The sequence below is a fragment of the Methylobacterium sp. WL116 genome, assembly GCF_008039455.1.
GTDB lineage: Bacteria > Pseudomonadota > Alphaproteobacteria > Rhizobiales > Beijerinckiaceae > Methylobacterium.
Map to the genome: position 1 here is coordinate 16,880 of NZ_VRUV01000015.1, position 11,586 is coordinate 28,465.

Annotated in this window: 13 protein-coding genes and 1 pseudogene; 6 read left to right on the forward strand and 8 right to left on the reverse strand. The window is 70.3% G+C overall.

The features are described from left to right. Positions 1-31: 31 nt before the first annotated feature. Together FV223_RS03035 and FV223_RS03040 are read right to left on the reverse strand one after the other, a co-directional pair. A complete protein-coding gene (locus FV223_RS03035) occupies positions 32-478 on the reverse strand; it encodes a DUF3828 domain-containing protein (protein WP_147725405.1) in 447 nt (148 codons plus the stop codon). Further along, entirely contained in the window at positions 475-1,413 is a 939-nt protein-coding gene (locus FV223_RS03040; RefSeq protein WP_147725406.1) for a glycine--tRNA ligase subunit alpha, read from the reverse strand. Before FV223_RS03040 ends, FV223_RS03035 begins: the two co-directional genes overlap by 4 nt. Before the next feature lie 211 nt (positions 1,414-1,624). Between FV223_RS03040 and FV223_RS03045 the strand changes: the two genes are divergently transcribed. Continuing rightward, on the forward strand, positions 1,625-1,888 hold the full coding sequence (locus FV223_RS03045; protein ID WP_147725407.1) for a hypothetical protein: 264 nt from the start codon (positions 1,625-1,627) through the stop codon (positions 1,886-1,888). 45 nt (positions 1,889-1,933) lie between these two features. Here the strand turns inward: FV223_RS03045 and FV223_RS03050 are convergent, their stop codons facing one another. After that, positions 1,934-2,788: a S49 family peptidase gene (locus FV223_RS03050; protein WP_147725408.1), complete on the reverse strand. Its 855-nt coding sequence runs from the start codon at positions 2,786-2,788 to the stop codon at positions 1,934-1,936. Positions 2,789-3,016: 228 nt separating this feature from the next. On the opposite strand from FV223_RS03050, the gene FV223_RS03055 reads away from it, so the two are divergent. Next, complete coding sequence (locus FV223_RS03055) at positions 3,017-3,271, forward strand: hypothetical protein (RefSeq protein WP_187274648.1); 255 nt, start codon at positions 3,017-3,019, stop codon at positions 3,269-3,271. A 73-nt stretch (positions 3,272-3,344) separates the two neighbouring features. Here FV223_RS03055 and FV223_RS03060 read toward each other — a convergent pair whose 3' ends face one another. Further along, entirely contained in the window at positions 3,345-4,094 is a 750-nt protein-coding gene (locus FV223_RS03060; protein ID WP_147725410.1) for a methyltransferase, read from the reverse strand. A 2-nt stretch (positions 4,095-4,096) separates the two neighbouring features. Beyond that, positions 4,097-4,327 (reverse strand): DUF2007 domain-containing protein, encoded by a 231-nt coding sequence (locus FV223_RS03065; RefSeq protein ID WP_147725411.1) that lies wholly within the window; start codon positions 4,325-4,327, stop codon positions 4,097-4,099. 161 nt (positions 4,328-4,488) lie between these two features. On the opposite strand from FV223_RS03065, the gene FV223_RS03070 reads away from it, so the two are divergent. Then, positions 4,489-5,511 carry a polyprenyl synthetase family protein gene (locus tag FV223_RS03070; RefSeq protein ID WP_147725412.1) on the forward strand — a complete coding sequence of 341 codons (1,023 nt, stop codon included), beginning with the start codon at positions 4,489-4,491 and terminating at the stop codon, positions 5,509-5,511. 59 nt (positions 5,512-5,570) lie between these two features. Here FV223_RS03070 and FV223_RS03075 read toward each other — a convergent pair whose 3' ends face one another. Further along, a complete protein-coding gene (locus tag FV223_RS03075; protein ID WP_147725413.1) occupies positions 5,571-6,446 on the reverse strand; it encodes a 4-(cytidine 5'-diphospho)-2-C-methyl-D-erythritol kinase in 876 nt (291 codons plus the stop codon). Positions 6,447-6,565: 119 nt separating this feature from the next. Between FV223_RS03075 and FV223_RS03080 the strand changes: the two genes are divergently transcribed. Together FV223_RS03080 and FV223_RS03085 are read left to right on the forward strand one after the other, a co-directional pair. Further along, positions 6,566-6,910: a nucleotidyltransferase domain-containing protein gene (locus FV223_RS03080; RefSeq protein WP_210246688.1), complete on the forward strand. Its 345-nt coding sequence runs from the start codon at positions 6,566-6,568 to the stop codon at positions 6,908-6,910. Then, complete coding sequence (locus FV223_RS03085; protein ID WP_187274647.1) at positions 6,894-7,334, forward strand: HEPN domain-containing protein; 441 nt, start codon at positions 6,894-6,896, stop codon at positions 7,332-7,334. The genes FV223_RS03080 and FV223_RS03085 overlap by 17 nt, the downstream gene beginning before the upstream one ends. Positions 7,335-7,341: 7 nt before the next feature. Here the strand turns inward: FV223_RS03085 and FV223_RS03090 are convergent, their stop codons facing one another. Together FV223_RS03090 and FV223_RS03095 are read right to left on the reverse strand one after the other, a co-directional pair. Next, on the reverse strand, positions 7,342-9,210 hold the full coding sequence (locus FV223_RS03090) for a tetratricopeptide repeat protein (RefSeq protein ID WP_147725415.1): 1,869 nt from the start codon (positions 9,208-9,210) through the stop codon (positions 7,342-7,344). Between the two features lie 277 nt (positions 9,211-9,487). Then, on the reverse strand, positions 9,488-11,161 hold the full coding sequence (locus FV223_RS03095; RefSeq protein WP_147725416.1) for an electron transfer flavoprotein-ubiquinone oxidoreductase: 1,674 nt from the start codon (positions 11,159-11,161) through the stop codon (positions 9,488-9,490). A 228-nt stretch (positions 11,162-11,389) separates the two neighbouring features. Between FV223_RS03095 and FV223_RS03100 the strand changes: the two are divergent. Further along, positions 11,390-11,586: pseudogene (locus FV223_RS03100) on the forward strand (uracil-DNA glycosylase); the annotation flags it as partial.

An 11,586-nucleotide genomic window follows, 5' to 3' on the forward strand; every position in this document is an offset into this window, starting at 1 on the left:
TGCCGCCGCTGATCTGCGCGTCGCGCTCGGGCTAGGGCAGCTTCGCAGAAAGGATCGTCACGAGATCCCAGGTTTGCGCCGTCGTCGAGCGCACGTCGGCGATCAGCCAGCGCCCGTTCTCGCGCACGAGATCGTAGCGCAGGTCCTGCGGCGTGCCGTTGTGGAAGGTCGCCTGCACCTCCGCACGCGCGTCGTTGGATGCGAGCATGGTGAGCTTCAGGGTCTTCTCCCAGTTCGCCTCCGTGTCCTGTCCGTTCACGTAGAAGGCGAAATCCAGTCGGCCGACCTCGTTTCCGGCCTCGCGCCGGTCCCGCTCGTAGAGCGAGCGCAGGCGCGCCGCATAGAAGCCGACCGCGCCGATATCGTCCTTGGCGTAGAACGCGCGCACGGTCTCGACCGGGTCGGTGGCGGACTGGGCGAAGGCCGGAGCAGCGCCGAGGGCGAACAAGGTCAGGGTGGCGAACGCGAACCGGTTCATGCCGCCGCCGGCGCGCCGCCGGCCTCCGTGAGCAGCCAGGCCGCGCCGCAGGCCTTGGCCAGCTCGCGCACCCGCAGGATGTAGCTCTGGCGCTCGGTCACCGAGATCACGCCGCGGGCGTCGAGCAGGTTGAAGACGTGGCTCGCCTTGATGCACTGGTCGTAGGCCGGCTGAACCATGCGGTGGCGCGCGCCAGCGCGCTCGGGAGCGCCGGCGTCGAGGTAGAGGCGGCAGGCCTTCTCGGAGTCGGCGAACTGGCGGAACAGCATCGCCGTGTCGGCCGCCTCGAAGTTGTGCCGCGAATACTCCTGCTCGGCCTGCAGGAACACGTCGCCATAGGTGACCTTTTCCGCGCCCGCCCCACCGTTGAAGTTCAGATCGTAGACGTTCTCCACGCCCTGCACGTACATCGCCAGGCGCTCCAGCCCGTAGGTCAGCTCGCCCGCGACCGGTGCGCATTCGAGGCCGGCGACCTGCTGGAAGTAGGTGAACTGGCTCACCTCCATGCCGTCGCACCAGCATTCCCAGCCGAGACCCCAGGCACCCAGCGTGGGGCTTTCCCAGTCGTCCTCGACGAAGCGGATGTCGTGCAGGGCGAGATCGACGCCGATCGCGGCGAGCGATTCGAGGTAGAGCTCCTGCAGGTTCTCGGGGTTCGGCTTCAGGATGACCTGGAATTGGTAGTAGTGCTGCAGCCGGTTCGGGTTCTCGCCGTAGCGCCCGTCCTTCGGCCGACGCGAGGGCTGGACGTAGGCGGCCTTCCACGGCTTCGGGCCGAGCGCGCGCAGCGTCGTCGCCGGGTGGAACGTGCCCGCCCCGACCTCCATGTCGTAGGGCTGCAGGATCACGCAGCCCTTGGCGGCCCAGAAGCGCTGCAGGGTCAGGATCAGGCCCTGGAACGACGTTTTCGGGCTGAGATCGGCATCGCTCGGCATGGGCGCTTCTTCGTCGTCGGGCAGGGGAGGCGGCAGCGTTTAAGCGCGGGCGACCGCATTGGGCAACCGCGACGCCGGCGCGGGTGCGGGCGCACACCGAATGCGGCGCAATTTCGGCAGACAAGCGGAACCGTATCGCGACGGCCAAGTTTATTGCCCAACACTGGGATATCGGCCGCCCGCCCCGGCCGAACGCGACGGAACAACAGTCATGCGCAGCCTCGCCAAGAAGAACGTCACCGTCTTCGCGGTCCTCGTCGCCGCCTCGCTCGTCGCGACACCGCTGGTGATGAGCGCCAGCAGCGCGCTGGCCACCGTGGACGATGTCTCGGCGGTGGCCGTGCCGGTCGCGGTGGTGCCGGTCGAGGTGGCGCCCGTCGCCGCGCCGGCCGTCAAGGCCGAGGGCTGCACCCGCAAGGTGCGGGTGGTCTACAGCGGGTACGGCACGCCGGACGCCGCCTGCCTCGCACGCTGAGCGCGCCGTCGTGTGACGGCCTTGCGGCCTGCGCGCGACGTCGCCTCACAGGCCGTAACGCGCCCAGGCAGCACGCTCCTCGATCGCGGCGATGGCCTCGTCGGTCAAGCCGATCCCGCCCGGCGCCCCGCGGCGCAGCAGGCGGGCGACGAACGACCCCTTCGCCTCGGCGATCAGCCTCAGGTCGACGCCCTCCCCGAATCGGGCGCGCAGCGTCGAGCGGATGTCGCCGATCGCGTCAACGAGCCCGAGCTCGAGAGCCTGCCGTCCCGTCCAGATCGCCCCCGTGAACAGGTTCTCGCCGGACCTCAACGTCGGGCGACGCGTCGTGACGAGACCGGTGAACAGGTCCTGCACGTCGGCCTGGATGCGCAGCAGGCGCTCGACGTCGGCCGGGTCCTCCGGCCGGAACGGATCGAGCATCGCCTTGGCGTCGCCCTGGGTGTGGACGCGGCGCTCGACGCCGATGCGTGCGAGCAGCTTGTCGAACCCGAAGCCGGCCGAGACGACACCGATCGAGCCGACCACCGAGGTCGGGTCGGCGACGATGGTGTCGGCCGCGCAGGCGATCATGTAGCCGCCCGACGCCGCCACGTCCTCGACGAAGGCGTAGACCGGCAGGTTCTTCTCCACGGCGAGATCTCGGATGCGCCGGTGGATCAGGTGGGATTGCGCCGGCGCGCCGCCCGGCGAGTTGATCACGATCGCCACGGCGACCGCGCCCGGCACAGCGAAGGCGCGCTCCAGGCTGCCCGCCACCGTGGCGATCGAGAGGCCCGGGCGCAGCGGCGAGACCGCGCCGATGGCGCCGTTCAGGCGCACCACGGCGACGCGCGGCCGCGTCTTGCGAAAGCGCGCCGGCAGGAGCGCACGCACAAAATTCGGAACGGCGAAGGACATGGAGATCCGATAGTGGGAGAAGGCCCGCGTCGGGGGAGGTGGTGATCGCCGGCTCCGCGGCAAGGCTTGCGGAGCAGGGCGCGTCGTTTCGCGGCCTGCCGATCGAACCGAATCGCGCCGGCCGCCGTTTCCGGCGCGGCGGAGCGTTCTCCGCCCGGGCGGGGCCCGACCCATCGCCCGTCGCACAGGCAAGGAGAGGACGTCTCGATGCGATCCTGGAGATTTGTGATGGTCGTGCTCGCGCTGCTCGGCGGCGCGCCGGGCCTGAGCCTCTCGGCGAAGGCCGCCCCGATGACGGTGCCGATCACCGCCGCGCAGAACGATGCCGCGCCGCTGGTGCAGAATGCCCGCTGGCACGGCCGCCGCCATTGGCACCGCCACCATCGCTGGCACCGGCATCACCGCTGGCACCGTCACCATCACTGGCGCCGGCATCATCACCACCACCATCACGGTCATCATCGCCGGCTGCGGTTCTACTGAGGTTTTGCGAGGGGGGCGTCCGGGACGCCCCCCTCTTTTCATGCGTCGCGGATGATTTGCCCCGCATACACCTTCACGCCGGCCAGGGCCGGCCACGGTGCAGGGCGTCCGCCTCGGCGGTGAAGCCGCCGTCCGCCCCCTGCAGGACGAGCGGCGGATGCAATTCGAGCGCGGCACGGCTTCCCTTGGTCGCGCGGACGAGGATGCGGATCGCCGGACGCTCGGCGCGGGCGTGGACCGGACGGATCGCGACGCCGCCGAACCGGTTGCGCAGGGCTTCGAGGCAAAGCGGCAGGGCGTCGGCCCGATGGATCAACCCGAGCCGACCGTCCGGTCGAAGCAGGTCGGTGCAGGTCCGGATCCAGCGCTCCAACCCGCCCACAGGGAAGTCGTGGGCGGCGGCCTTGCCCGCGTCCGGCGACGGGCGGTGACGTCCCGCCTCGAAGAACGGCGGGTTGGTGAGCACGATGTTGGCGCAGCCCGTTGCGAGGCCGGCGCTGCGGCGATCGGCACCGGAGGCGAGCACGTCGGCCTCGACCACCGTCACCCGGTCGGCCATCGCGTTCAGCTCGGCGTTCCGGCGCGCCAGCGCGGCGATCTCGGGCGCGCGCTCGACCAGCACGATGCGGCTGCCAGGTTCGCGGATGCCGACGGCGAGCCCGACCGCCCCCGTCCCGGCCCCGACGTCGCAGACGACGTCGCCCGGCTTCGGCTCGATCCACCGCGCCAGCAGGACCGCGTCGGTCCCGGCTCGATGGCTGCCGCGCGGCGGCTGCAGCAGGCGCAGGGTTCCGCCGAGAAAGTCGTCCGGCACCTCGGCCATGATCAGGGGTTCGCGTCGCGAAGCTCGTGCGCGAGCCCGGCGTCGCGCAGGAGCCGGCGCGCCTGCGCGGCATGATCGCCGGGCACCAGCAGGCGCCGGGGGAAGGCGCCGATCGAGCCCTCCATCAGGCTCATGTGGTTGTCGGCAACGAGCACCGGAATGTCGGCGCCTTCGAGCAGCGATTGCGCGAAGCCGATCAGGACGATGTCGTTGGTGCGGATCAGCTCGGTCATCACAACCCTGTTCGCGATGGAGGGCGCTTTCGTCGCGTGCGCGCTGGCGTGCGCCGGCACCATATCCGGTTTCGCGGACGCATGTTGCGGTGCCCTCAAGCGCATGCGAAGGGGTGGCGCATCGCGCGCTGCAGTCGAAATCGGTCTGGAGGCATCGGACCTTGGGTGTCGTCGTTTCCATCGAAGAAGGCCGCCCCGACGCGGAAGCGAGCCTCGCCGACCTCGTGGCCCTGGTGTCGGGCGGCATGGAGCGGGTGAACGCCCAGATCCTGTCGCGCACCGGTTCCGACGTGGCGATGATCCCCGAGGTCGCCAACCACCTGATCGATTCCGGTGGCAAGCGCCTGCGCCCGATCCTCACCCTGGCGAGCGCCGACCTCTGCGGCTATTCCGGCCACGACGGGGACGTGAAGCTCGCCGCCAGCGTCGAGTTCATGCACACCGCGACCCTGCTGCACGACGACGTGGTGGACGGCAGCGACATGCGCCGCGGCCGGGTCGCGGCGCGGATCAAGTGGGGCAACGAGGCGAGCGTGCTCGTCGGCGACTTCCTGCTTGGGCAAGCGTTCCGGATGATGGTTGAGGTCGGCTCCCTGCGCGCCCTCGACATCCTCTCGGCCGCCGCCACGGTGATCGCCGAGGGCGAGGTCATGCAGCTCACCGCCGCCAAGAACACCGGCACCTCGGAGGACGCGTACCTCGCGGTGATCCGTGCCAAGACCGCGGAGCTGTTCGCCGCCGCCTGCGAGGTCGGTCCGGTGCTCGCCGGGCGCCCGGTCGCCGAGCAGGAGGCCTGCCGCGCCTACGGCATGAACCTCGGCATCGCCTTTCAGCTCATCGACGACGTGCTCGACTACGGCGGCACCAGCGCAGCGCTCGGCAAGAACGTCGGCGACGATTTTCGCGAAGGCAAGATCACCCTGCCGATCGTGCTCGCCGTCCGCCGCGGCACCGAGGAGGAGCGCGCCTTCTGGCGCCGGACTCTGGAGCAGGGTGCGCTGGAAGACGGCGATCTCGAGACCGCGCACGCGATCCTGCGGCGCCACCACGCCCTCGAGGAGACGGTCGCCCGCGCGCGCGACTACGGCACGCTGGCACGGGATGCGCTCGATCCCTTCCCCGAAAGCCCGATGAAGTCGGCGCTGCTGCAGGTCGTGGATTTCTGCGTTTCGCGCGTCCACTGATCCGCACGCGGCGGCCCTCGAACCACTCCACAGATCCTCTCGACGCTTCCGCCCGTCCGTCAGCGCAGGTAGGTCGCGACCGTCCACCACGTCGGCTGCGTCGAACCGATCGCGCGCGCGGCCCGCGACGCCGAATGACGATCGGCGAAGACCGCGAACACCGTCGCGCCCGAACCCGACATCCGCGCAAGCCGGCAGCCCGCCTGGGTGCGGAGCGCCGCGAGCGCGGTGCCGATCGCCGGCGCCACGGTCAGCGCCGGGGCTTCGAGGTCGTTGCGCGCCGGCCCGATCGCCGCGACCAGAGCCTCGACCCCGGATCCCGGGCCGATCTCAGGATGGGGCACGCCGTTCAAGGCATCGCCGACCCGGAGGCCGAGCGCCTTGAACACCGGTGCCGTCGGCACCGGCACGCCGGGGTTGATCAGCACCGCCGGGAACGGCTGCATTCCGAGCGCCGGGCCGATCTCCTCGCCGGCGCCGCGCATCATGCGGGCCCGCGGATCGAGGCAGACCGGCACGTCGGCCCCGGTGGCCCGCGCGGCAGCGACCACCGCCGGATGGTTGAGGGGCAGGCCGTTCAGCTCCGCGAGCAGGCGCAGCGCCGCGGCCGCATCCGACGACCCTCCGCCGATCCCCGCCGCCACCGGCAGCCGCTTGACGAGATCGAACGCGCCGAGCCTGAGATCGGGCAACGCCTCCGCGAGGTGCCGGGCCGCCCGCACGACGAGGTTGTCGCCGGTCGGGCCGGCCGGTCCCGCGGTGGGGCCGCTCACCGAGAGCGACAGCTCCGGGCCGGGATCAAGCGTCAGCGCATCGCCGACGCCGGCGAACGCCACCAGGCTTTCCAGCATGTGATAGCCGTCGCCGGGGCGACGCCCGAGCACGTGCAGGGTCAGGTTGATCTTCGCCGGGGCGCGGGTGGTGAGCAGGGGCACGGGCTCTCGTCGGGGCGATGACTTGGAGCGGCAGGCCATACGAGGCGGGCGCCAGCGCGGCAACCCGCAGGCGTACGCCCGGCATTGTCGGCCCGCCAAGGCCGGCCTAGGATCGCACGGTGTCCCGATCCAACTACGCCGATCCGCTGCCGGACGACCTCGCCACGTTAATCGCGGCGATCCGCACCCGCATGCGACCGCGGGCGATCTGGCTGTTCGGGAGCAGGGCCCGCGGCGATCATCGTGCTGACAGCGATTGGGACCTCGTCGTCGCGGTGCCGGACGATGTTTCCGACGATGCGCTCGATCCCATCATCGGGTGGTCGATCGGCCGCGAAGCCGGCATCTCCGCCACGATCCTGGCCGCCCGCGAAAGCGAGCTGGCCGAAAGCTGGGGCGTCCCGAATACGCTGAGCTATGCCCTCGCCCGCGAAGGCCAGAGACTCGATGTCCAAGGGGCGTAGGATCGCGACCTGCCTCGAGCTTGCCCGCGATTGTGCGAAGGATGCTCGCATCCTGCTGAAGGCCGAGTCGCGGAACGCTGCCTACTTGGCGTCGCAGGCCGCCGAACACCTGATCACGGCCGTCGCCACGGCCGAGGGCATCCACATCGAGCGAAAGGACGCCCACCAGCTCGATACCATCGTTCGGAAGATCCCGGAGGAAAACCCGGATCGCCGGGCGCTCGCAGCGATCACGTTCCTGGAAGCCTACGCGACCAGCTATCGCTACGGGACACCGACAGGGCGTGTTCCGGCTACCCCGTCATCCGACCGCGTCGAGGACGCACTTGCAGCGATCGATGGGCTGATCGTATCCCTCGAAAAGCATTTCGCGGTCGAAGCCGAAGTCGGCGGGACCGCGTCGAACCCGGTCCCGCGTCGATAAGCCTGCTTCAGCCGCCGCTCTTCTTGTCGGCCGAGCCCGGCGCCTCGCTCGGGGCCGGGGCGCCCTTCGGCAGTTCCGGGTTCTCGGCGTTGTGCGGCGCGGCCACCGGAGCCGGCGGGTTCTCCGCCGTGGCGGTCGGCTTGTCAGTATCGGGCAGGCCGTTCTTCAGCTTCTCGTTGATCTGCACGAGGTCGTCGGGCTCGGGGTTCAGGTCCTTGGCGTGCTGCCACTGGAACTTGCCTTCGAGGCGCCGGCCGGAGCGCCAGTAGGCGTCGCCGAGGTGGTCGTTGATGGTCGGGTCGCCCGGCTTCAGCTCCACGGCCTTCTCGAGCTCGCGCACCGCGTCGTCCCAGCGCCCGAGGCGGAAATAGGCCCAGCCGAGGCTGTCGACGATCATGCCGTCGCGCGGGCTGGCGTCGGCCGCCTGCTTCAGCAGCTTGAAGGCGTCGTCGATGTTGATCTTCTGGTCGACCCAGGAATAGCCGAGATAGTTCAGCACCTGCGCCTTCGCCGCCGGCTGGCTCGCCGGCACGAGCTCCAGAGCCTTCTTCAGGTCGGCCTCGGCCTTCGGCCATTGCTTGGCCCGCTCGTAGGCGGTGCCGCGGAAATAGTAGGTCGTCCAGAAGTTCGCCTGCGGCCGGTCGCCGATGAGCGCGATCGCGCGGCTGTAGGTCTCGGCCGCCTCCTCGTACTTCTTGCGCGAGCGCTGCACGTTGCCGAGCGCGGTGATGATGTCGATGTCGTCGGGATGCGCCTTCATCGCGGCGTCGAGGTACTGCAGCGCCTCATCGCCCTTGCCGGCCTGCTCGAGGTTGAGGCCGATCTGGATGTCGGCGTTGAGCTTCAGCGGCGAGGTCGCCGGGATCTGGGCGTAGGCCTCGTTCGCCTTCTCCGGCTGCTTCATCCGGTCGAGGGTGTCGGCGAGCGTCAGGCGCGCCAGCGCATGCTCGGGGGCGAGGTAGAGGGCGAGCCGGAGGTAGACCACCGCCGGCAGCTCGTCGCCCTGCGTCGATCCGGCCGAGCCGAGCCCGTACAGGACCTCGCCGGCGCCTTCCTGCGCCGTGGTGACGAGGCGGGCGAGCGGCTTGCCGGCCTTCAGCTTGTCGAGGGCGTCGCGCACGATCGGGTGGCGCGGCATCAGCGCGTCGAAGTCGGTATAGGCCTGGATCGCGAGGTCGGTGCGGCCGGCATTGGCCTCGAACCGCGCGTAGGCGTCGACGATGCGCAGGGTGTTCTTGTCGGCGTCGTAGGCCGCCTTGAGGCGGCGCTCGGCCTCGGCCTGGTCGCTGGTGACGCTGGCGATCAGGCCGGCATGATAATCGCGGAAGGTGTTGTAGTAGCGCTCGCCCTTGAGCTTGCTCACGGTCTCGAGCGCGCGCTTGCCGTCGCCGGCACCCGCATAGGCCCAAGCGGTGAGGAGTGTCGCGGTGAGGTCGGCGGCAGCCCCGCGTCCGCTGCGCGAAAAGTTCTGGCGGGCGGCGGCCCACTGGCCGGCCTTGATCTGGCGCACGCCGAGCGACAGCTGCGCCAGCCCGTTGGTCGAGTCGCGGTTGACGAGGCGTTCGGCCGCGCGGAACGCGTCGGGCAGGGCGCCGTCGGCGAGCAGCGAGACGAAGGCTCGCTCCAGCAGATCGGTGTTGCGCGGGTCGGCCTTCACCGCCTCGCGGTAGAAGCTCGCCGCCGCCGCGGTGTCGCGGGAGGCCCCGGCGATGTAGGCCGAGAGGAAATTGCCCTCGAGCGACTCCGCTGGCTCGTACTCCGACATCGGGCTGGATTCGCGCGGCTGCATCGCGAACGCTTGCCCGCCGAGCGACACGCTCGCGGCGAGCGTCAGGGCGAGCACCGTGCGGGTGCGGCGGGGACGGACATCGGTCATGGGCACCGTTCACGGCTCCTGCGGGCGCCTGCCCATCGCGGCCAGGCGGCGCCGAATTCGGCGGGGACACTGGACTCTTCCCGCCATGCCCGCAAGGCGAAAGGATGGCGCGGGCCCGACCGCCGGACGCCGCCGGACCCGCCGCGATTCGATCGTTCCAGGCCCCGACGGACGACCCTTTCGGCTCGCGCGTCCGGTTCCCGCGAAGCGGGTTCGCCGAGCGAATCCACTCCCCGCGACGTGGATCGCGCGGAGCGGACGAGGCGGATTGATCCGATCACATGTTGGGGTAGTTCGGCCCGCCAGGTCCCTCCGGCGTCACCCAGTTGATGTTCTGGTTGGGGTCCTTGATATCGCAGGTCTTGCAGTGGACGCAGTTCTGCGCGTTGATCTGGTAGCGCACGCCGTCGCCGGCGGCCGCATCCTCGACCCACTCGTAGACGCCCGCCGGGCAGTAGCGCGCGGAGGGCCCGCCGAACACGTCGTGCTCGGAGGTCTTCTGCAGGCCCATGTCCTTGACCTGAAGGTGGGCCGGCTGGTCCTCCTCGTGGTTGGTGTTCGAGAGGTAAACTGAGGACAGCCGGTCGAAGGTGAGCTTGCCGTCGGGCTTCGGGTAGACGATCGGCGTCACCTCGGAGATCGGCTTGGTGCAGGCGTGGTCGGGCTTGCCGTGCTTCAGCGTGCCGAAGATCGAGGCGTTCAGCAGGGTGTTGGACCACATGTCGAGGCCGCCCAAGCCCACGCCCGCGAGCGTGCCGTAGCGCGACCACAGCGGCTTCACGTTGCGGACCGCCTTGAGGTCGGTGCCGATCGCGCTGTCGCGCCAGCCGGCATCGTAGGCGGTGAGCTCGTCGCCCTGGCGCCCGGCCTTCAGCGCGGCGGCGATGGCGTCGGCCGCCTGCATCCCGGAGAGCACCGCATTGTGCGAGCCCTTGATGCGCGGCACGTTCACGAAGCCGGCGGAATCGCCGACGAGGCAACCGCCGGGGAAGACGAGCTTCGGCACCGATTGCCAGCCGCCTTCCATGATCGCGCGGGCGCCGTAGCCGATGCGCTTGGCGCCCTCGAACACCTCGCGGATCATCGGGTGGGTCTTGAAGCGCTGGAACTCCTCGAACGGCGACAGGGTCGGGTTCTCGTAGTTCAGGTGCGTGACGAAGCCGACCGAGAGCAGGTGGTCGTCGAAGTGGTAGAGCCACGAGCCGCCGCCGGCCTTGTTCGGCAGCGGCCAGCCCATCGAGTGCCGCACCAGGCCCGGCTCGAACTTGCCGGGGGCGAGCTGCCACAGCTCCTTCACGCCGAGCCCGTACTTCTGGTGGTCGCTGTGCCGGTTGAGCTGAAACCGGTCGATCACCGTCTTGGTCAGCGAGCCGCGTGCGCCCTCGCCGAAGATCACGTACTTGCCGCGCAGCTCCATGCCGCGGGTGTAGTCGTCGCGCGGCTCGCCCGACTTGGCGATGCCGAGGTCGCCGGTGGCGACGCCGACGACGACGCCCCGGTCGTCGTAGAGCACCTCGGAGGCCGGGAAGCCGGGATAGATCTCGACGCCGAGCGCCTCGGCCTTCGCGCCGAGGTACTTGGTCACGTTCGACAGCGAGCCGACGAAGTTGCCGTGGTTCGACATGAACTTCGGGAAGAACAGGTTCGGCAGGGTGACGCCGCTGTTCTTGGTCAGGAACAGGAACTCGTCGCGCTCCACCGCGGTCTTCAGCGGCCGCTCGGGATCGTCGCGCCAGTCCGGCACGAGGACGTCGAGGCCCGACGGGTCGATCACGGCGCCCGACAGGATGTGGGCGCCGACCTCGGAGCCCTTCTCCACGACGACCACGTTGACCTCGTCGCCGCTTTCGAGCGCGTGCTGCTTCAGGCGGATGGCGGCGGCGAGCCCGGCCGGCCCCGCGCCGACGACGACCACGTCGAAATCCATGCCCTCGCGTTCGGGATGCGCCATGCCTGTCGTCTCCTGCCGTGTCTCGTTCGTGCGCGCGGACCGTGCGTCCCCGCCGTCCGATCGTTCGATGCGCCGTTGCCGTCGTTCTGAACCCGTTCCAATGTAGGTTGGCAAGCCGCTGCTGGCAGGGGATCGGGCGCGGGAGCGGCCAAGTTGCGCAGCGTCGCGGCCTGACGCCGACCGGAATGCCGCGTTGTCCACAGGCGTGCGAAGCCCCACATGATGTTCATGACCTCGTCGGCGGACGCACAGCGCGACCTGATCGCGTACCTCGATTTCCATGTGGAGAGCGGCGTCGACCTCGCCCTCGACGAGGCGCCCCACGACCGCTTCCGGGAAGCCGACACCCCGGCGCCGACCCTGCGTCACAGCGCGCCCGTGCGCGAGGCGCAGGTGGACGCGCCGCGCCGGGAACAGCCGGAAGC